This is a genomic window from Streptomyces sp. NPDC045026 (assembly GCF_056432625.1).
On sequence record NZ_JBWKIS010000001.1, the window covers coordinates 267,593 to 285,596 of the forward strand.

The following is an 18,004-nucleotide window of genomic DNA, read 5'->3' on the forward strand; positions in this document are numbered from 1 at the left end:
CGGGAGGCGGGCAGGAGGATGCGCGGAAGACCCGCGGGAACTGCTCCTGCCCCCGGGCGCTCTCAGCAGCGGAAGACCTGGAGTATGACGGGGAGAGAGTCGGCCGCCCGTCTCGGCTGGCGGTGCGGGGACCCGTCGGCCGGCCCCGACGCGATACCGGGGTCCCCGGCCTGGACCTGCCACGGGCACGCGGCCCCGCGCACGGTGCCGTCGGGCACGTACTCCTCGGCGCGGTGCCGGTCGCGGGGCAGGTAGTGATGGGTCGAACTCCGGGGCAGCTCGGTGTCGTCGCAGGCGGCGACCGGGCCCCCGGTGTGTGCCACCGAGTCGTGGGCGGACACGGACGGGGCGCTCCTGACCAGGAGTTGGAGGACGAGCATGCCGACGGTGAGGGCCATCAGGCAGGCCCTCGCTGTCGTCGTGCCGCGTGCCATCCGGTCGGCTCCCAGGTCGCGTCGCCTCGTAATCCTCTTGGGCAGTTAGCAGATTAGCCTGGCGAACTGCCCATGTGGTTACCGTAAGGTTGCGCGGCGGTAAGGGCGCGCGGGACGGCGCGTGGTGGCCGGTTTCCGGCGGTCGGATGTCAGCCGAGAGCGTCGTACACGGCGCTGATCAGGGCCATCTTGCGCGGGTCGTCGGCGATGTGAGGGCCCATCCGGTTCATCACATAGCCCATCGCGACACCGGACTCGGGGTCGGCCGATCCGAACGAGCCGCCGAAGCCGTCGTGTCCGACCGCGCGCGGGTTGGGCCCGTACGAGCCGTTCGGCCCGCTCAGCCACAGGCCGAGGCCCAGTTCCGTCTCGTGCGTGAACCCGGCACCGAGGACCAGGTCGCGGCAGCTGCCCTGTCCTTCGCGGATCCGCTCGGCGCCCTCCGGGGAAAGGATCTGCTGATCGCCGGACCGGCCCCTGCCCGCGACGATTCCGTACAGCGCGGCGACGGCGCGCGCCGTGCCGTGACCGTTGGCGGCCGGGATCTCGGCGGCGCGCCAGGCCGTGGTGTTGGCCTCGGACGCGCCCGCGATCGGATTGGTCAGCGCGGCGAGGGCGGCCGGCGCCAACTGGGCGAAGATCGCGGCCTGTTCGCTGGTGGCCTGCGCGCGCGGGTGCACCATCTCCGCCGCGCGGCCCGCCTCCTTGTCCGGCAGTCCGATCGTGAAGTCGATGCCGAGCGGGCCCGTCACCTCGCGCTCCAGGAACGCGCCCGGCAGCAGACCGCTGACGCGCCGGACGACCTCGCCGACCAGGAACCCGTACGTCAGCGCGTGGTAGCCGGAGACCGAGCCGGGCTCCCACCACGGCTCCTGCGCCGCGAGCCGGGACGTGGTGAGCTCCCAGTCGAAGAGCTGCTCCAGGGAGTGCGGCTCGCGCAGCCCGGCGAGTCCGGCCCGGTGCGACAGCAGATGCCGTACGAGTACGCCTTCCTTGCCTGCCGCGGCGAACTCCGGCCAGTACGAGGCGACCGGCGCGTCCGGGTCGAGCAGGCCGCGGTCGATGAGGATGTGCGCGCACAGAGCGGTCGGCCCCTTCGTCGTCGACCACACGTTGACGACGGTGTCGCGCTCCCACGCGCGCGTGCGGGCCGCGTCGGCCCAGCCGCCCCACAGGTCGACGACGGGCGCGCCGTCGATCAGGACCGTGACGGCCGCGCCCAGTTCCCCGCGCTCCTCGAAGTTCTCCTCGAAGGCCGCCCGGACGGCGTCGAAGCGCGCGTCGCAGTGTCCTTGGATGCCGGGCGCGTGCTGGGTCATGGGGTCTCCGTGGGCCGAAGCGGTGAGGCGGGGCGAGCGGGACGGGCCCGCTGGGGTGAAGATGCTGAGGCGAACATACCGACTGGTCGGACCGGCGTGAAGAGGGTCGACACCCGATGGTTTCCGCGTGCCGATCCGTCGGGCGAAACGGTGCGAAATTGCAAGGCTGCCTGTCGACCTTCTACGGTGAGGACATGCAGCGAGAACCCGCGGTCGAGCCGCTCGCAGAACAGGTGGCCGCCGATCTGTCGGCCGTCGTCGGACGGCTGCTCAGGCGACTGCGCACCGCGTCGCCCGACAGTCTCCTCACCCCCACGCAGCGGACCGTACTGGCCCGCCTCGACGGAGAGGGCCCCGCCACCACGGCCGCCCTCGCGCGCGCCGAGTACGTGCGGCCCCAGTCGATGCGGCTCACCCTCGCCGCCCTGGAGGAACGGGACTTCGTGGCGCGCACGCCCGACCCGGACGACGGCCGCCAGTCCGTCGTCGCCATCACGGAAAGCGGCCGGCTCACCCTCGCCTCGGTCCGCGCCGCCAAGCACGGCTGGCTCGTCCAGGCCCTGGCAGGCGAGCTCGACGAGGCCGAACTGCGCACGCTGGCCGAGGCCACCGCCCTCATGGAGCGGCTGGTGGAGAAGTGAGCGGTCCGCGGATCGGGCCTTCGGCCTCCCGAAGTTGATCTACGTATGACATTCTCCTCCCCGAACGTCGGCGGGCATCGGCCCACCGGCAAGGGGAGGGAACATCATGAAGACCCGAAACACCGTGATCAGAGCACTCGCCACCGGCGCCTGCGCGATCGGTCTGGTCGCCGGCCTCCAGGGCGAGGCCTGGGCCGGCACGGTCACCATCTACGCGCCCAGCGGCGCCGGCAACGCCACCTGGAACGCCGATCCGGACGGCTCGATCCCCGGCGACGCGATCCGCGCCTGCGACACCAAGTCGGACGGCTGGGGCATCGAGACCGCCCTCGACTACAACTACGACGGGAAAATGGACCGGAGCATCGACACCCGCGGCCACACCGCCGGTTACTGCAGCCCGTGGAAGGGCGGAGACCTCAAGGAGGGCAGGACCGTCCGTATGTACGTCACCCCGGTCAGCGGATCGAGCTACGGCCCCTCGACGTACATCGACGTCGTGGCCTGACGCCCGCGGGACCCGCGCCCTGAGCCCGCCCCGGCGCCTGCTGGGGAAGGCTCAGGGCAAACGTCCCATTCAGAACCCGATCGCCTCGCGGAGCAGCAGGACGATTCCCTGGCCGGTGAGGGGTTGCGCGTTGAGGACCAGGAGTTGGTTGACGGAGCTGGGCTGTCCGTACACCTCCAGGGCGCGGGCGGTTTCGAGCGGGAGGGCGTGTTCCTCGAGGCGGCGCAGCGCGGTGTCCAGGTCGGGCACCACCTTCTGCGCCCCGACGACCCAGATCGCGCGCCCGGCGCCACCGGCGTACGCGGGCAACTGGCTTCCGCTCGCCGAGGCCACCACGAGGGAGCCCGTCTCGGTGAGCGCGGCGACGCTGCCCACCACGACGTCCGGGACGGCGATGAGGCGCCGGATGTCGTCCGCCTCGGCGGCCCGGTCCATGGTCACCGCGCGGGGCTTGACGGCCGCCCGGTACCGGCCGCTGGTGTTGATGTCGTCGTCGATGCCGGACAGCCGCAACGTCTCGCTGGCCGCGGTGAACACACTGGCGTCCTCCGGGATCAGCTCCTGGACCCGGGTCCGCGCGGCGGCGGCGTCATCGAGGATCTCGACGGTGAAGCGGTGCGCCGCCAGCGCGGCGGCCGCCCGCTCCAAGCGGTCCGCGGGCGCCGGGCCGGTGAACGGCGTGGTCGGGGTCGAGACGGTCATCGTGCCTCCTGAGCAGCGTGGATGTCCCCGGCCGGAGCCGAGCCCGTCAGCGGGGTGGTGTCGAAGTACCGGATCTCGTAGACCCGCTCCGTGAACCTCCAGCCTTCGTCGGTGCGGCGGTAACGGTCGTGGTAGATGGCGTAGTTGAGGCCCTGGAAACCGCTCTGCATGCGCGCGATCTCCTGCATATAGGCGCGGCCGGTCGCGGTGTCGCCGTCGATCCGGATCACGCCCGGATGCGTGTTCTGCACGAAGAAGTCCCACTGGGCCTGGAGCCGCTCGCCCCCGGTGCGGATCTCCTCCCGGCCGTTCATCTCGATGGGGACGTCGGGCATCCGCAGCACGCCGTCCTCCGTGAACAGGGACGCGAGGCGGGCGCGGTCGCGCATCATCGCCGCGTCGGTGAACTCACCGCGCAGCGCCTCGATCTCGACGCGGTCGGCAATCGCTTGAAAGTCGGTCATCAGCTTCCTCCGTTCCGTATGCCTCGTACGACAACGCAGCCCTCCGGAATGTGAGGCGACGCGAACGACGTCACATTCCGGAGGGCTGTCTCGTCAAAGAGATGGAGGGCAGTGACGAGGCCGAGGCAAGGGAGTGCGCGACACCATGGCCAACCGAACCGACACGGCACAAGGCCAGGCCGATCCGGGCCTGAGCGCGATCATGAGCGAGCGGCGCCAGCTGATCAATCTGGCGTACCGGCTCCTCGGCTCGCTGGCCGATGCCGAGGACGTCGTGCAGGAGACGTTCGTCCGCTGGTACGCCATGGACCGGCCGCAACGCGACGCCATCGAAGCCCCCGGCGCCTGGCTGACCACGGTCGCCGGCCGCATCTGCCTCAATCTGCTCGGCTCCGCCCGTGCGCGCAGGGAGCGCTACGTGGGCGAGTGGATCCCGGAGCCGCTTCCCGAACGCCGGGAGTGGACCGACGGCGTCACGGCGGACCCGGCGGACCGGATCACCCTCGACGAGTCGGTCGACATGGCGTTCCTCGTCGTCCTGGAATCCATGACGCCGGCGGAACGCGTCGCCTTCATCCTTCACGACGTCTTCCGCTACGCGTTCGCCGAGGTGGCCGAGATCGTCGGCCGTACGCCGGCGGCCTGCCGCCAACTGGCCTCCTCGGCCCGCCGCCGCATCCGCGCTTCCCAGGCTCCGGCCGGGCCGACGGCCGCGCAGGCCGGCATCGTCCGGGAGTTCAAGCAGGCCTGGGCGGCGAAGGACGTGAGCGCCCTCGTGGGCCTGCTCGATCCCGACGCCACCGTGATCGCCGACGGCGGGGGCCTGGTCGGCGCGCTGCGGCGGCCGGTCACGGGTCGCGAGCGGCTTGCCGACGCCTGTCTCAACGTCGCCCGCCTCGCGCCCGACCAGACGCTGCTGGAGCGTACGGTCAACGGCCGGCCCGGACTGGTCGCCCAGCAGGACGGCGTCACCGTCACCGTGTTCGCGTTCCGTATCGCCGGCGACCGGATCACCCACATCTGGGCCATACGCAATCCGGAGAAGCTCCGCCCCTGGACAGGGGGCTGACCGGGCACTGCGGGGCCGGTGCGTCAGCGGGACGCCGCGGGGACCTGCCCGTTGGACGGTGACGTCGCCGTCCCCGGCGCCGCCTCGGCGAGGTGGTCGACGGTGCCGTCCGGGTCGGTGAGGCGGTTCAGGCGGCCCGGTACGTCGAAGCCGACCAGCAGGACGACGATCACCGTGCCCGCGAAGGTCAGCACGGCCAGGGCGCGCCCCAGGTCCATGCCCGCCGCGAGATGCGCGCCGAGCACCGGCGCGACTGCCCCGCCGAGCGCACCCACGTTGTAGGTGAACCCCAGCGCGGCGGCCCGGTTCTCGGTGGGGAAGTGGCCGCCGATGTACCGGGGCAGCAGCCCGGAGATGCCGAAGCTGGTCGCCTGGAGCACGAAGAGCAGGACGCCGAGCAGGAAGAGGTTGTCGCGCACCGCGAACACCGGGAAGACGAAGACCAGCGAGGCGAGCAGTGTCAGCGCGTACGCCTTCTTCGTGCCCATCCAGTCACCTGCGAAGCCCGCGAGCCAGCAGCCCGCCATCGTGCCGAAGCCCGCGAAGTACAGCGCGTCCGTGACCTGTTGCGGCGAGTAGCCCAGCTCCGTCTTGAGGTACGTCGGCAGCAGCGCCTGGATCGGCCACGAGTACAGGAACGCGAAGAAGATCGTCACGATCATCGACACGTAGAGCAGCCAGCTCTTGCGCCCGCCCAGCTGCACGGCGAACGCGATGAGTGCCACCGCGGCCACCGCCGACAGCGCGGGCACGAGCCCGTCGCCGACGGGCGTGAAGATCGCGAACAGCGACACCGTGGCGGCCACGGCGAGGACGACGTTCACCGTCGCCTTGGCGGGCGTGGCGAACAGCGGCCGGAACGGGTTCGGCCGCTCCTTCTCCTCCTGCTTGCCGACCGACTCGCTCCAGTCCGCCGCCTCCGGCAGCGCCCGCCGCATCCACAGCGCGACGACGATCGGGACGAGGCCCACGTAGAACATCCAGCGCCAGCCCAGCGTGGGCACGACCCAGTTGTAGACCTGCGCGGCGAGCACCGAGCCCATCGAGAAGCCCGAGATCAGGAACCCGCTGGCCCGGTTGCGCACGCGAGTGGGCCAGCTCTCCATGACATACGTGGCGCTGGCGCTGTACTCGCCGGCCATGCCCATGCCGATCGCGAGGCGCGCCACGAACAGGCTCGTGTAGTCCCAGGCGAAGCCGCACGCGAACGTGCCCAGGGAGTACAGCAGGATGCTGAGGACCATCGAGAGCTTGCGGCCGTACCGGTCGCCGAGCGCGCCCAGTACCGCTCCGCCGAGCCAGCGCGTGATGAACGCGCCGGAGATCAGACTCGCGGCCTGCACAGTGCTCAGGCCGAACTCCGAGCTGATCTCGGTCAGCACGAGGGTGATCAGGACGAAGTCGAACCCGTCGAGGACGTAGCCGATCCAGGCGGCGAAGAACGCCTTCCACTGGGGGCGGCTCACCTCGCGGTACCAGGGGAGCGGTGGCTTGGCTGTGGTGTGCACGATTACTCCAGGATGCCGGAAGAACTCGCCGTCGAGTCCCGTCTGCGGTGTGGGGGTGCGATACGGCCTGAGTGGGGGCTGAGCGGGAACTACGTACGGGGGAGAGCCGTCACGAAACGCGAGGTCAGCGCGGTGGGCGCGGTGATGGCGGTGCCGACGACGACGCTGTGCGCGCCCCGCGCGAGCGCCAGCGCGGCCTCTTCGGGGGTGCTGATGCGGCCTTCGGCGACCACGGGGACATCCAGCTCGGCGGAGAGCGCGGCCACCAGATCGAGGTCGGGTCCGTCCTGGCCGGGGGAGCCGGGGACGTAGCCGGACAGCGTCGTCGACACGAAGTCCGCGCCGGCGGCGGCCGCCGCGACGCCTTCGTCGAGGGTCGCCACATCAGCCATCACCAGGGCCCCGGCGCCGTGCACCGCGGCCACGATGTCGGCGAACGTGCCGCCGTCGGGCCGGGGGCGCGCGGTCGCGTCGGCGGCGACGACGTGGGCGCCCGCCTCGGCGACGGCGAGGGCGTGCCGGACGGTCGGCGTGATGTAGATGCCGGTGTCGCCGTCCTTCCACAGTCCGATGAGCGGCAGGTCGACGGCCGCGGAGATCGCGGCCACGACCTCGGGTTCATTGGCGCGGATCCCGGCCGCCCCGCCGGCGGCGGCGGACCGGGCCAGACGTACGAGGGTGTCGGTGTCGCGCATGGGATCGCCCGGCGGCGCCTGGCAGGAGACGATCAGCTTGCCCTCGAGCAGGGCAGGGACGGCGGACGAGGGCGACGCGGGGTCGTTCATCGAGATACTCCAGGGAGGGGTGTTCAGGACGGCGGCGGCACGTGCAGTGGCACCTGAGAGGGCAGGCGCGCGGCGCCGATGACGGCGGCATCGGCCCCGAAAAGAGGCTTGGAGGGCCGAAGCCGAGCCAGCGGCGGCATGAGCTCGGCGGTGAACGCCTCGGTCAGCGCATCCCAGTACAGCGGCCCGATGTGCGGCACTCCGCCGCCGACGACGACCCGGTCGGGTCCGAGCGTGTTGGCGAGACCGCCCAGGACGCGGCCGGCGGCGACCGCGCCGGTCACGATGGCGCGCACAGCCGGCTCCTCGCCCGACGCGGCCCGCTGGGCCACGGTCTCCAGGCGGTCCACGGACCGGCCCGTGAGCCGCCCGTACAGCGCGGCGATCCCCGGCCCGGAGGCAACGGCCTCGAGGTGCCCGGTGCCGCCGCAGCTGCAGGGCAGCCCCGCCGCCTCCGGGCTCGGCACATGGCCGAGGTGCCCCGCGATGCCCGCGGTTCCGTGGACCATGCGCCCGCCCACGGCCACCGCCCCGCCGACGCCGGTGCCGATCGCCGCGTAGACGAGGGACGCGCCCGCGCCGGCGGCGGCCAGTTCGGGGGCAGCCGTCGCGCGTACGTCGTTGTCGCACGCGACCGGGAGTCCCGTACGGGCCGCGAGACCGGCGGCGAGCGCCGTGCCGGCCCAGCCGCGGATGGAGTCCGTGGCGCTGGTGACGGTGCCCGTCACCGGGTCGATCACGCCGGCCGCGGCCACCCCGAGGACGCCGGGCCCCGTGCCGCCGCCGACCGAGCGGGCCGCGGCGGCGAGCGCGTCGAGCACGGCTTCGGGGCCGTCGCCCGCGGGCGTGGGTCGGGTGTGCCGGGCGAGGACCGTGCCGTCCGGGGCGACGAGCGCGGCGGCGATCTTCGTGCCTCCGAGGTCGAGGCCGATCGTGGAACCCGTGACCGTCATCGGACCGGCGCGAGCCCGGCAGCACGCAGATGCCGCGCGACCTCGGCGACGGACTCCGCGCCGAGCTGGATCTGCGGGAACGCCGTGTCGCCGCAGTCGATGACCCCGAGAAGCCGCAGCGCCGCCTTGAACGACCCGAGCGCGGACGAGCTGCGCCCCATGTCGGCCTCGGGGCCGACGTCCACCATCCCGAACAGCGCGACGAGACGCTCCTGCTCCTTGGCGGCGAGTGCCCAGTCACCGGCGAGCGCCGCGCCGTAGAGGCGCACGTATCCGGAGGGGTCGACGTTGCCGATGCCGGGAACGACGCCGTCCGCGCCTGCCAACAGGGCGCAGTCCACGGTGAGTTCGGAGCCGGTGAGTACCGAGAAGCGCGGGGCGGCCCCGTCCGAGCGGCCGTCGAGGCCGCCCAGCTCGACGATCAGCCGGCGCAGCCCGCCCTCGTCCCCGCTGCTGTCCTTGAGGCCGGCGAGCGTGCCGTCCTCGGCGAGCTCGCGCACCAGTGACGCGGGGAGCTTGCTGTGGACGGCGACCGGGATGTCGTAGGCGAACAGCGGCAGGTCCACGCTCGCGCGCAGGGTGCGGAAGTGACCCGCGATCTCCTTGGGGTGGGTGCGTGTGTAGAAGGGCGCGGTGGCGACCAGGGCGTCGGCGCCGAGCTCGGCGGCCACGCGCGCGTGGGCGATGACACGCGCGGTCGTGGTGTCGATGACGCCGGCGAGCACGGGGACCCGGCCCGCCGCCGTCTCCACGACGGTCCGCAGGGCGACGGCACGCTGCTCGTCGGTCAGATACGCGACCTCGCTGGTCGAGCCGAGCGCGAACAGTCCGTGCACGCCGCCCGTGACGAGGTGCTCGACGAGACGGGCGAGGGAGGCGGTGTCCACCTGGCCCGTCTCGTCGAGGGGGGTGCAGACGGGCGGGACGACCCCGCGCAGGGGTGTGGTCAGGGACATGGCGGCGCTCCGGGTTCTCTTCGGTTCAGAGGGGGCAGGGCATCAGACGTAAGACGTCCTACGTCCTGGGCGCCACTTTAAGTCGCACCCTGCGGGGGCGGTCAAGGGGTGGAGGTCACATTCCCGCGACGGTCACCGACGACCGGAGGAACGCGTGGGTGCGCCCGGCGTCACGGTCACCCGCACCGTCGCCCAGCCAGTTCAGGCCGAACGCCGCTGTACGTGCTCGCCGCGTAGTTCGCGCCGTCGATCCGGATCGCGTACTGCTGGAGGAGGCGCCCCTCGCGCGGGCCGTGGCGCAGCTGGGTGCCCTCGCCGGATGCGGCGAACAGGCGGCCCCACGCGGGGTTCTTGTCAATACGGGAGAGGTGACAGCAGGCGCCGGATGTCCCGTTCGATCAGGGATCCCAGGGGCGCCGAAGAGGGCCGTCAGGAGCGCGTGCGGGCCTCGGAGATGCGTCGCCGGACCGGCGCGTAGTGGTCGCCGACGGCCTGGACGAACGCCACCGGGTCGCCCGCGCGGGCCGCCGTCACGATGCTGTGGTGGGCCGCGACCGTCTCCGCCTGCTCGGTGTGCGTGAACCCGTCGATCTGCGGGGCCACGATGGCGTACACATCCCAGAAGGCCATCGAGAGCTGGCCCATCAGGTCGTTGCCGAGCGGCGCGACGAGCAGCGCGTGGAACGCGCGGTCGGCCTCGATGAGCCCCTTGCCGTCACCGCCCACACCGGCGTCACCCATCCGGGTCACCAGCCGTTCCAGGGCGTCGAGTTGCTCGCCGCTGAGCGACGCGACGATCTGCTCGGCCATGCCGCGCTCGAACAGCTCGCGCACGTCGACGAGGTCGGCGAGCACCTGCACGTCGTCGTCAGGGCTCAGCAGTCCGCGGAACGTCAGGCTCTCCACCAGCGCGGACAGACTCAGGTGTCCCACGTACGTGCCATGGCCGTGCCTGACCTCGACGATGTCGAGCGCGTGCAGGATCTTGACCGCCTCGCGGACGCTGGACCGGCTCGCGCCGAGCGCCTCGCACAGCTCCGTCTCCGTGGGCAGCGGATCGCCGGGGTGCAGCCGGTTCTCGAGGATGTACCGCTTGATGCCGTCGGCGACTTCCTGCCGCAGCAGTGGCCGGACCGGCCTGATACCGGGCATGAGCGGTCTCCCCACCTCTGAACGCGCCTGGACCCGCCGCCCGGGCCGCTTCTACGCTACCAAGGCGTCGGACATCAGATGTCCCGGGCCGGACGTGTGGGCCATGCGCCCCTCGCCCAAGGTGTCGGGCCGCCCTCGTCCCCGAGGAACAGGTCACCCTCGGGCTCCTGTCGACCGCCGGTCTGGTGCCAGTAGTCCCGTGTCTCGAAGGCGAGCCCGTCATCGCGGAACCGTACGAACACGCACCCAGCCAGCGTCGAGGTCTCGCCGCCCTCCTCTGCCACCACCCGGAACTCCGCCACGGCCAGTCCGTCAGGGCCGACCACCGGCGGTCCGAACCGCACGTCGAGCGGGCGCTCGTCCCGGAACGACCGGTGCAGATAGTCGGCGAGCTCCGCCCGGCCCCGGTGCGGCGCCCTGAACGGCATCGAGCGGTGTACGCAGTCCTGCGCGTAGAGCGCGAGGAGGGCCGGGACGTCGTGCCGCGCCCACCCCCGCTCCCAGGTGTCGACGAACCGCCGTGCCGCGTCAGTTGTGTCCATGCCGGTGCGAACGCACCCCCATGGCGCTGTCATTCCTCGGGGCTCGCCGGCTTCTTGTGTTCGCCCTCCTCGACTGCGGGCGGTGGGGGACCGGGCTGCTGTGCCCGTTCAAGGAAGCGCAGGAGTTCCACCGGGAAGGGGAGCACGAGGGTCGAGTTCTTCTCGGCGGCGACGGCCACCACGGTCTGCAGGAGTCTCAGTTGGAGTGCCGCGGGCTGTTCGGACATCTGGGCTGCGGCCTCGGCGAGCTTCTTGGACGCCTGGAGTTCGGCGTCCGCGTTGATGATGCGGGCGCGCCGCTCACGGTCGGCCTCGGCCTGCCGCGCCATGGACCTCTTCATCGTTTCGGGCAGTGACACGTCCTTTATCTCTACGCGGTCGATCTGTACGCCCCAGCCGATGGCCGGGCTGTCGATCATCAGCTCAAGGCCTTGATTGAGCTTCTCGCGGTTGGAGAGCAGGTCGTCGAGGTCGCTCTTGCCGATGATCGACCGCAGCGATGTCTGGGCCATCTGCGAGACGGCGAACCGGTAGTCCTCGACCTGCACGATCGCGTTGGCAGCGTCGACGACCTTGAAGTAGATGACGGCGTCGACCCGGACGGTGACGTTGTCGCGGGTGATGCCGTCCTGGGCGGGCACCGGCATGGTCACTATCTGCATGTTGACCTTGTGCAGCCGGTCGATGCCGGGGACGACGGTGGTGAACCCCGGCCCGCGGACCGCGCCGTGCAGCCGGCCGAGGCGGAAGACCACGCCTCGCTCGTACTGCTTGACCACGCGGGCCGCCGCAGCGGCGTATACAGCGCCGAACGAAGCGGCCGCGGCCACGGCCGTGAGCAGTTCCGCCAGCATGGCGACCCCCTGACTTTTGAGTCGTCCAGCTCGATGTGCGGCGGCCGGCTCGGGGTGTCTGAGCCGGCGCGAGGTGCGTAAGCAGCTGGTGTGCCTAATCAACGATATGCCTGAAATGTTCCATGGGGATGTTCCACGGAACGAGGAGTGCGGGACAGTCACGCGGAGTGACCGCAGCCGACTCTCCGAGGGCCGGCGAACCGGTGCTCGCGGCGCCCGGCCGGCCGTCCGCCGCGGTCCCAACTCCCGGCCGGGCCACGGCGACGGCTGGGGTAGTGTTACCGCTCCCAGCAGCGCTTCGGCCGAGGAGGTGAGCCCCATTACCGCTGTGTCAGGTCGGGTGCTCCCTCCACACACCCCCGCGGTCCACCGGACGTAGGTGGCCGCAGGTCATCGGGAGCCCCATCGGCATCCCGAAAGGTCACGCTTCATACATGTCGGTTCAACCGTCACCCCCGCCACACCGCCCCGCCGTCGTCGCCGGCCTGCGCGCCGCAGGCTGCGTCTTCGCCGAGGAAGAGGCGGACATCCTCCTGTCGACGGCCCGTACGCCGGGCGAACTCGCCGCGATGGTCGAGCGCCGCGTGGAGGGCCTGCCCCTCGAACACGTCGTCGGCTGGGCGGAGTTCTGCGGTCTGCGCATCACGCTCGAACCCGGTGTCTTCGTCCCGCGGCGCCGCACCGAGTTCCTCGCCCGCCAGGCGGCCGCCCTCGCGCCCGCCGGGGCCGTCGTCCTCGATCTGTGCTGCGGCAGCGGGGCCGTGGCCGCGGCACTCGCCACCCACGCGGAACCCGCCGAACTCCACGCCGCCGATCTGGACCCGGCAGCGGTGCGCTGCGCCCTGCGGAACGTGTCGCCGTTCGGCGGCGAGGTCCACGAGGGCGACCTGTACGGGCCCCTGCCCGCCGCACTCAGGGGCCGCGTCGACATCCTGGCCGCCAACGGACCGTACGTCCCCACGGGCGATGTCGCCCTGCTCCCGCCCGAGGCCCGCGACCACGAGCGGCGCATGGCGCTCGACGGGGGCGCCGACGGGCTCGACATCATGCGCCGCGTCGCGGCAGGTGCCCCTCGGTGGCTGGCCCCCGGCGGGCACCTCTTCGTCGAGACGAGCGAACAGCAGGCCCCCGAGGCCGTCGCGGCGGTCATCCGCAGCGGTCTGGCGGCGCGGGTGGTGACGGACGACGACCTGTACGCCACCGTGGTCATCGGCACGAAACGGCGTGTGATGGGGGAGGGGTAGCGCGCCTGCGCGGTGGGGAAGGGAGGTGGCACCCGATGTCCCTCTAGCCCGCCCGGCTCGGGACCCGGTGCGCTCGTGTCCAGGCGAGGAGTTGGTCCGCCGGCCAGGTGTTCACCACGCGGTCGGCCGGTACCTCGCACTCCTCGGCACGGGCGCAGCCGAGGGGCTGCCAGTCGAGCTGGCCCGGAGCGTGCGCGTCCGTGTCGACGGAGAACAGCGTGCCCGCCGCCACGGCCTCGCGCAGCAGCCTGCGAGGCGGATCGAGGCGCTCGGGGCGACTGTTGATCTCGACCGCGGTGCCCGACTCCGCGCACGCCGCGAATACGGCTTCCGCGTCGAACTGCGACTCCGGGCGGCCCCGTCCCACGCCGTTCCGTCCCGTCACGAGCCGCCCCGTGCAGTGCCCGAGCACATCGGCGAGAGGGTTCGTCACCGCGGCCACCATCCGGCGCGTCATCGCCGGCGCGTCCATGCGCAGCTTGGAGTGCGCCGACACCACGACGACATCGAGTTGGTCGAGGAGTTCGGGTTCCTGGTCGAGGGAACCGTCGGCGAGGATGTCGCACTCGATGCCGGTGAGCAGCCGGAAGGGCGCCCAGCGCTCGTTCAACTTCCTCACCACGGCCAGCTGTTCACGTAACCGCTCCGGCGACAGGCCGTGTGCCACGGTCAGGCGCGGCGAGTGGTCGGTCAGGACGGCCCATTCGTGACCGAGGGCGATCGCCGCTCGGCCCATCTCCTCGATGGTGCTGCCGCCGTCCGACCAGTCGGAGTGCAGATGGCAGTCGCCGCGCAGGAGCGCGCGCAGCCGCTCACCGCCCTCGGTGAGTGGCGCCGCGGCGCCCTCGCTCTCCAAGCGCTCCAAGTAGGCCGGGACCTGGCCCGCCAGCGCCTCCCGTACCACCTGCGCCGTCTTGGGCCCGACCCCCTTGAGCGATTCGAGCGTCCCGGCTGCGGCGCGCTCGGCCACCTCCCCGTCGGGCAGCGCGCCGAGCACCTGGGCGGCGGTGCGAAAGGCTCCGGCACGATACGGCGGGGCCAGAGTGCGCTCCAGGAGAAAGGCGACCCGTTCCAGCGCCTCGACGGGTTCCATCGCCATGGCCTTCGCCACCTCCCGCTCCCGCGTCGCGTACCGCTTCCTCCAGCGTGGCTCACCCCCGCGTGCGCCGCGACACGCGGGAGCCCGGGACGGGGGCGAGCCAATTGCCTACGCCGCATGCTCCGGCGTCCGGACGAGCCGGTCGCCGGACACCCGGGACCACCACACGCCCTCCCCGCGCGTCAGAGCCGGCAGAGCGAGCTCGGCCTTCCGCACTTCGCGGGCCGGGAGAGTGCCCGTGACGACCCAGGATGTGGTGCCGCCCGTCGTGTCGCCGAACTCGGCCTCCGCGGCGGAGAGCCGGGCGGTCACCGCGGCGAGCGTGTCCAGCGGGATCTCCGCCTCGAACGCGTGCACTGGTTCGTGCACCGTCGTCCCCGCCCGCTCCAGCGCGCGCCGCAGGACGAGCCGCGTCAGGCCCCGGAAGTCCCCGGCGACACTGACCGGCGACGAGAACCCGGAGCGCACGAGCGTCACCCGGCAGTCCGTCACGGGCCACCCGCGCGGCCCCTCGCCGAGCGTCGCGCGCACCGTGTCCTCGATGGCCTGGTGGAACGCGCGGGGCAGCGCGCCCAACTCCGTCTCGTACGAGAAGACCCGCCCGGAACCCCGCGGCCCCGGCTCCACGCGCAGCCCGACCGTCGCGCAGAATCCCGTCTCGCGGTGGTGCGTGATGTCCTCGTGCGCCTCGGCGGTGCCCTGCGGACGCTCGACGCAGCGGATACGGCTCGGCTCGAAGACGGCCTCGATGCTGTAGTCCTGGACGAGGGTCGCGGCCAGGACCTCCTTCTGCACCTCGCCGTAGAGCAGCAGGGCCGTGCCCCCGTCGGGCGCGGCCTCCGCGTGGATGAGCGGATCCTGCCCCGCGATGTCGAGGAGCGCGCTCCGCAGCGCCGCCGAGCGGCCGGGGCGAACGGCCCGTACGAGGGTCTCCAGCGTGGGTGGCGCGAAGCCCGGCGCATGGGCGCGGCCGTCGCGCGGGCCGAGCCGGTCGCCGACCCGGACGTCGGGCACGCCCCGCAGCTCACCGATGTTCCCGGCAGTGAGGGTGCCGGTCACGTGCCCCACCACGTCGAGACCGGTGACGCGCCCGGGAATCTCGGTGACAGAGCCGTCGGACGCGTCCCGCAGGAACGTCACGCGTTGACGTTCCGTCAATTCTCCTTCGTACAGGCGGAGATAGGCCACCCGCTCGCCTGCCGGGCCTCGGCGTACCGCGAAGACCGTGCCGCGCGGTGCGGCTCCCGGGGACGGTGTGACCGACGGGAGAGGGATCAACCGGGGGATTTCCTCGACGAGTTGGGCGACACCCTGGCCGCTGAGGGCCGAGCCGAACAGGACGGGGTGCACGGAGCCGTCCGCGGTGCGTGCCGCCAGGGCGCGGCGCAGGTCGGCGGCGGTCGGCTCGGGACCGTCGACCATACCTGCGAGCACCGAGTCGTCGACCTCGGCGAGCGCTTCCGCGACAGCGGCCCGTACGGCCGGGTCGGTGAGGCGTCGCGGGACCGTCCGGGCCGACGGGGTGCCGGCGTCGTGGACCTCCGTGAGCGGCACGACGTGCGGGGTCAGGCGGCGGCGGACCTCGTTGAGCAGCGCCTCGTCCCGCGCGCCCGGTCGGTCGATCTTGTTGACGAAGACGAGGGTCGGCAGCCGCAGTCGGCGCAGGGTCTTGAGGAGGACACGCGTCTGGGCCTGGACGCCCTCCACGGCGGACAGCAGCAGCACGGCGCCGTCGAGGACTGCCAAGGCGCGCTCGACCTCGGCGATGAAGTCGGAGTGCCCAGGGGTGTCGATGAGATTGATCTGGATGTCGCCGATGGTGAACGCGGCGACGGCCGAGCGGATCGTGATGCCGCGCTGCCGCTCGATGTCGCCGGTGTCGGTGCGGGTGTCGCCCGCGTCGACACTGCCGAGACGGGTGATCGCGCCGGTGTCGAAGAGGAGGCGCTCGGTGAGGCTGGTCTTACCGGCGTCGACGTGGGCGAGAATGCCGATGTTCAGGGTGTGCCGCGGGGGCTGGGAAGGCATGGAAGGTCGAGTCCTCGAAAGAGTTCGTCCGGTCAGGGCGCTGAACTGCTTCGAAGGAATGACGCATTCCGTGCTCCAGGGCTGTCGGGGGCGTGGCCCGACCATCATGCGGGGCTACCGGCGGGCCCGCGCAACTCATTTTCCGCGGCCCGGCCGGCGCCGCGCGGCGACCCGCCGGTTCCCGCGAGTGGGGTCAGCCGGCGAAGTGCCTCACGTACCGCTTCTGCCAGGGAGTTTCCACGGCGTGCGCGTCGTAGTTCCGGCGGACGAACTCCACGGCGCGGTCGGCCGGTACGCCGTCCAGGACGGCCAGGCAGGCGAGGGCCGTCCCGGTCCGCCCGCGGCCACCGCCGCACGCGAACTCGACCCGCTCCCCGGCGGCCCGCTCCCACGCTTCCGCGAACACCTCCCGGGCCTCCTCGCGGCTGCTCGGCAGCCGGAAGTCGGGCCACCGCAACCACCGCGACTCCCACGGGACGTCGGGCGGCCGCCGGCCGAGAAGGTGTACCGCGTACGAGGGAGAGGGGCCCGGCGGGAGCGGGCGGCGCAGACCGCGCCCGCGCACCGTCCGTCCGGAGGGCAGCAGCAGCACACCGGCGACGCCTGCCTCCCACGGACTACCGGCGCTCGCCCCGGACGGCGGCCCGGAATCGAACTCGTTCATCTGCGCTCCACCCCATCGGCGAACAGTCCGGTCTCCATCATGTCCAGGACGAGCCACCGTCTCCCGAAATCCAGCGACTTGATCGCCGGGCGGTGTCAGACTCGGCGGACGCATGACCACGACTCCGCGGACGCATGACCACGACTCAGCTACGGAGGCCGTACGCGTGACGGAGAAGCGGCGCCTCGCGCCGGCCGGGCGCGCGCTCGTGCCACTGCTCGCGACGGTGCTTGTGGTGCTGCTCGCGGGGACCTGGCTCATGTCGGGCGCCCTCGTCGAGCGGGCATCGCGCTCCTCGGGCGCGCCGCGTACGCCCCCGCCTATCTGGTGCAGCACCGGCTGATCCTGCTCAAGGGGCCCGTTTTCACCGCCGCCGTCCAGCTCGCCGTGCCGTTCACGGTGCGGATCGGCGACTGGGCCCTGGGCACGGCGGGTGCTCCGGGAGCCACCGAGGCCGCGCTGCCGGCCGCCGCGTGCGCGGGTATCGCCCTCGTCACGCTGGAGCGGCGACGGCCCGGGAGCGATGTGTGTGCTCCCGGGCCGTCAGTGACTCCCGATTCTGTTGGATGGGCCGACTCTTCCGGGGCCGCGTTGCCTACTTCGTTGCCCGGTTGCTCTTCATCGACAGGCTCGCGCACAGGAGGCCGAGCACGAAGATGAGACCACCGATGATCACGTTGTTGAGGATGACGCCGAGGTCGGGGCTGGAGCCCACGATCCACGGCGCGATGATCATCCAGGCGCCCATGGCGCACATGGCCCAGCTGAGGCCGTACATCCGGGTCGGGGTGACGGCGAACCCGATGGCCAGGACCGCGATCGCGATGCCCATGATCAGGTTATGGGTCGCGAGCTGGGGCTGGCTGGCACTGTAGTGGACCACCAAGGGAGAGATGGCGCAGTAGAGACCGATCAGGAAGACCGGTGCGTCCATGAGCGCCACATCGCGGCCACCGAGTACGCGCGCGTACCGGTCCCGCATTTCCGAGATGTCAGGGTGACTGGAGAGGTCAGGCCTGTGGTGAAGGTCGGCCATGAGAATCGACTCCTTAGGTATCGAAGTCTGACCGCGTCGCGCGGCG

The 18,004-nt window shown here is 72.1% G+C and carries 20 protein-coding genes and 1 pseudogene; 5 read left to right on the forward strand and 16 right to left on the reverse strand.

Annotated elements, in window-relative coordinates; all coding sequences use genetic code 11:
• Positions 1–62 precede the first annotated feature (62 nt).
• Both AC07EJ_RS01175 and AC07EJ_RS01180 read right to left on the reverse strand, forming a co-directional pair.
• Entirely contained in the window at positions 63–434 is a 372-nt protein-coding gene (locus tag AC07EJ_RS01175; RefSeq protein WP_393581252.1) for a hypothetical protein, read from the reverse strand.
• A gap of 149 nt (positions 435–583) precedes the next feature.
• Positions 584–1,753 carry a serine hydrolase domain-containing protein gene (locus tag AC07EJ_RS01180; protein WP_389478808.1) on the reverse strand — a complete coding sequence of 390 codons (1,170 nt, stop codon included), beginning with the start codon at positions 1,751–1,753 and terminating at the stop codon, positions 584–586.
• Between the two features lie 194 nt (positions 1,754–1,947).
• Here AC07EJ_RS01180 and AC07EJ_RS01185 point away from each other — a divergent pair, with 194 nt between their 5' ends.
• Complete coding sequence (locus tag AC07EJ_RS01185) at positions 1,948–2,394, forward strand: MarR family winged helix-turn-helix transcriptional regulator (protein ID WP_389478809.1); 447 nt, start codon at positions 1,948–1,950, stop codon at positions 2,392–2,394.
• A 106-nt stretch (positions 2,395–2,500) separates the two neighbouring features.
• On the forward strand, positions 2,501–2,902 hold the full coding sequence (locus tag AC07EJ_RS01190; RefSeq protein WP_389478810.1) for a hypothetical protein: 402 nt from the start codon (positions 2,501–2,503) through the stop codon (positions 2,900–2,902).
• Between the two features lie 69 nt (positions 2,903–2,971).
• Here AC07EJ_RS01190 and AC07EJ_RS01195 read toward each other — a convergent pair whose 3' ends face one another.
• Both AC07EJ_RS01195 and AC07EJ_RS01200 read right to left on the reverse strand, forming a co-directional pair.
• Entirely contained in the window at positions 2,972–3,604 is a 633-nt protein-coding gene (locus AC07EJ_RS01195; protein ID WP_329566243.1) for an LUD domain-containing protein, read from the reverse strand.
• Positions 3,601–4,068, reverse strand: a complete 468-nt coding sequence (locus AC07EJ_RS01200; protein WP_100593197.1) for a nuclear transport factor 2 family protein — start codon at positions 4,066–4,068, stop codon at positions 3,601–3,603. Before AC07EJ_RS01200 ends, AC07EJ_RS01195 begins: the two co-directional genes overlap by 4 nt.
• Before the next feature lie 145 nt (positions 4,069–4,213).
• Between AC07EJ_RS01200 and sigJ the strand changes: the two genes are divergently transcribed.
• Positions 4,214–5,137, forward strand: coding sequence for an RNA polymerase sigma factor SigJ (gene sigJ, locus AC07EJ_RS01205; protein ID WP_389478811.1), 924 nt, complete (start codon positions 4,214–4,216; stop codon positions 5,135–5,137).
• Positions 5,138–5,160: 23 nt separating this feature from the next.
• Here sigJ and AC07EJ_RS01210 read toward each other — a convergent pair whose 3' ends face one another.
• The 8 genes and pseudogenes from AC07EJ_RS01210 to AC07EJ_RS01245 form a co-directional block, all read right to left on the reverse strand.
• Positions 5,161–6,645, reverse strand: coding sequence for a sialate:H+ symport family MFS transporter (locus AC07EJ_RS01210; RefSeq protein WP_389478812.1), 1,485 nt, complete (start codon positions 6,643–6,645; stop codon positions 5,161–5,163).
• A gap of 89 nt (positions 6,646–6,734) precedes the next feature.
• Positions 6,735–7,430, reverse strand: a complete 696-nt coding sequence (locus tag AC07EJ_RS01215) for an N-acetylmannosamine-6-phosphate 2-epimerase (RefSeq protein WP_478883473.1) — start codon at positions 7,428–7,430, stop codon at positions 6,735–6,737.
• Positions 7,431–7,453: 23 nt separating this feature from the next.
• Complete coding sequence (locus AC07EJ_RS01220; RefSeq protein WP_389478814.1) at positions 7,454–8,383, reverse strand: ROK family protein; 930 nt, start codon at positions 8,381–8,383, stop codon at positions 7,454–7,456.
• The gene (locus AC07EJ_RS01225) at positions 8,380–9,339 is read right to left on the reverse strand and encodes a dihydrodipicolinate synthase family protein (protein WP_478883474.1); all 960 of its coding nucleotides are present in this window, start codon (positions 9,337–9,339) and stop codon (positions 8,380–8,382) included. Before AC07EJ_RS01225 ends, AC07EJ_RS01220 begins: the two co-directional genes overlap by 4 nt.
• A 215-nt stretch (positions 9,340–9,554) precedes the next feature.
• Positions 9,555–9,692 (reverse strand): annotated as a pseudogene (locus AC07EJ_RS01230) (exo-alpha-sialidase); the annotation flags it as partial.
• Positions 9,693–9,768: 76 nt separating this feature from the next.
• The gene (locus AC07EJ_RS01235; RefSeq protein ID WP_478883475.1) at positions 9,769–10,491 is read right to left on the reverse strand and encodes a FadR/GntR family transcriptional regulator; all 723 of its coding nucleotides are present in this window, start codon (positions 10,489–10,491) and stop codon (positions 9,769–9,771) included.
• A gap of 74 nt (positions 10,492–10,565) precedes the next feature.
• Complete coding sequence (locus tag AC07EJ_RS01240; RefSeq protein ID WP_389478817.1) at positions 10,566–11,033, reverse strand: nuclear transport factor 2 family protein; 468 nt, start codon at positions 11,031–11,033, stop codon at positions 10,566–10,568.
• Between the two features lie 29 nt (positions 11,034–11,062).
• Positions 11,063–11,887, reverse strand: a complete 825-nt coding sequence (locus AC07EJ_RS01245) for a slipin family protein (RefSeq protein WP_393581236.1) — start codon at positions 11,885–11,887, stop codon at positions 11,063–11,065.
• A 434-nt stretch (positions 11,888–12,321) separates the two neighbouring features.
• On the opposite strand from AC07EJ_RS01245, the gene AC07EJ_RS01250 reads away from it, so the two are divergent.
• The gene (locus tag AC07EJ_RS01250) at positions 12,322–13,131 is read left to right on the forward strand and encodes a putative protein N(5)-glutamine methyltransferase (RefSeq protein WP_389478818.1); all 810 of its coding nucleotides are present in this window, start codon (positions 12,322–12,324) and stop codon (positions 13,129–13,131) included.
• Between the two features lie 43 nt (positions 13,132–13,174).
• Here AC07EJ_RS01250 and AC07EJ_RS01255 read toward each other — a convergent pair whose 3' ends face one another.
• The 3 genes from AC07EJ_RS01255 to AC07EJ_RS01265 form a co-directional block, all read right to left on the reverse strand.
• Positions 13,175–14,224 (reverse strand): PHP domain-containing protein, encoded by a 1,050-nt coding sequence (locus AC07EJ_RS01255; protein WP_389478911.1) that lies wholly within the window; start codon positions 14,222–14,224, stop codon positions 13,175–13,177.
• Positions 14,225–14,338: 114 nt separating this feature from the next.
• Entirely contained in the window at positions 14,339–16,258 is a 1,920-nt protein-coding gene (gene otr(A) / locus AC07EJ_RS01260; protein WP_478883476.1) for a tetracycline resistance ribosomal protection protein Otr(A), read from the reverse strand.
• 193 nt (positions 16,259–16,451) lie between these two features.
• Positions 16,452–16,922 (reverse strand): protein-tyrosine phosphatase family protein, encoded by a 471-nt coding sequence (locus AC07EJ_RS01265; RefSeq protein ID WP_478883477.1) that lies wholly within the window; start codon positions 16,920–16,922, stop codon positions 16,452–16,454.
• Positions 16,923–17,034: 112 nt separating this feature from the next.
• Between AC07EJ_RS01265 and AC07EJ_RS01270 the strand changes: the two genes are divergently transcribed.
• Complete coding sequence (locus AC07EJ_RS01270; protein ID WP_478883478.1) at positions 17,035–17,265, forward strand: hypothetical protein; 231 nt, start codon at positions 17,035–17,037, stop codon at positions 17,263–17,265.
• Positions 17,266–17,517: 252 nt separating this feature from the next.
• Here the strand turns inward: AC07EJ_RS01270 and AC07EJ_RS01275 are convergent, their stop codons facing one another.
• Positions 17,518–17,958, reverse strand: coding sequence for an SPW repeat protein (locus AC07EJ_RS01275; RefSeq protein ID WP_389478823.1), 441 nt, complete (start codon positions 17,956–17,958; stop codon positions 17,518–17,520).
• Positions 17,959–18,004: the final 46 nt, after the last annotated feature.

What these genes read in the sequence shown, in the direction of transcription:
- AC07EJ_RS01240 (WP_389478817.1), bottom strand. Translation starts at nt 11,033, where the DNA reads ATGGACACAACTGACGCGGCACGGCGGTTCGTCGACACCTGGGAGCGG.
- sigJ (WP_389478811.1), top strand. Translation starts at nt 4,214, where the DNA reads ATGGCCAACCGAACCGACACGGCACAAGGCCAGGCCGATCCGGGCCTG.
- AC07EJ_RS01265 (WP_478883477.1), bottom strand. Translation starts at nt 16,922, where the DNA reads ATGAACGAGTTCGATTCCGGGCCGCCGTCCGGGGCGAGCGCCGGTAGT.
- AC07EJ_RS01245 (WP_393581236.1), bottom strand. Translation starts at nt 11,887, where the DNA reads ATGCTGGCGGAACTGCTCACGGCCGTGGCCGCGGCCGCTTCGTTCGGC.
- AC07EJ_RS01180 (WP_389478808.1), bottom strand. Translation starts at nt 1,753, where the DNA reads ATGACCCAGCACGCGCCCGGCATCCAAGGACACTGCGACGCGCGCTTC.
- AC07EJ_RS01220 (WP_389478814.1), bottom strand. Translation starts at nt 8,383, where the DNA reads ATGACGGTCACGGGTTCCACGATCGGCCTCGACCTCGGAGGCACGAAG.
- AC07EJ_RS01185 (WP_389478809.1), top strand. Translation starts at nt 1,948, where the DNA reads ATGCAGCGAGAACCCGCGGTCGAGCCGCTCGCAGAACAGGTGGCCGCC.
- AC07EJ_RS01195 (WP_329566243.1), bottom strand. Translation starts at nt 3,604, where the DNA reads ATGACCGTCTCGACCCCGACCACGCCGTTCACCGGCCCGGCGCCCGCG.
- AC07EJ_RS01270 (WP_478883478.1), top strand. Translation starts at nt 17,035, where the DNA reads ATGACCACGACTCCGCGGACGCATGACCACGACTCAGCTACGGAGGCC.
- AC07EJ_RS01255 (WP_389478911.1), bottom strand. Translation starts at nt 14,224, where the DNA reads ATGGAACCCGTCGAGGCGCTGGAACGGGTCGCCTTTCTCCTGGAGCGC.
- AC07EJ_RS01200 (WP_100593197.1), bottom strand. Translation starts at nt 4,068, where the DNA reads ATGACCGACTTTCAAGCGATTGCCGACCGCGTCGAGATCGAGGCGCTG.
- AC07EJ_RS01235 (WP_478883475.1), bottom strand. Translation starts at nt 10,491, where the DNA reads ATGCCCGGTATCAGGCCGGTCCGGCCACTGCTGCGGCAGGAAGTCGCC.
- AC07EJ_RS01190 (WP_389478810.1), top strand. Translation starts at nt 2,501, where the DNA reads ATGAAGACCCGAAACACCGTGATCAGAGCACTCGCCACCGGCGCCTGC.
- AC07EJ_RS01225 (WP_478883474.1), bottom strand. Translation starts at nt 9,339, where the DNA reads ATGTCCCTGACCACACCCCTGCGCGGGGTCGTCCCGCCCGTCTGCACC.
- AC07EJ_RS01275 (WP_389478823.1), bottom strand. Translation starts at nt 17,958, where the DNA reads ATGGCCGACCTTCACCACAGGCCTGACCTCTCCAGTCACCCTGACATC.
- AC07EJ_RS01215 (WP_478883473.1), bottom strand. Translation starts at nt 7,430, where the DNA reads ATGAACGACCCCGCGTCGCCCTCGTCCGCCGTCCCTGCCCTGCTCGAG.
- AC07EJ_RS01250 (WP_389478818.1), top strand. Translation starts at nt 12,322, where the DNA reads ATGTCGGTTCAACCGTCACCCCCGCCACACCGCCCCGCCGTCGTCGCC.
- AC07EJ_RS01175 (WP_393581252.1), bottom strand. Translation starts at nt 434, where the DNA reads ATGGCACGCGGCACGACGACAGCGAGGGCCTGCCTGATGGCCCTCACC.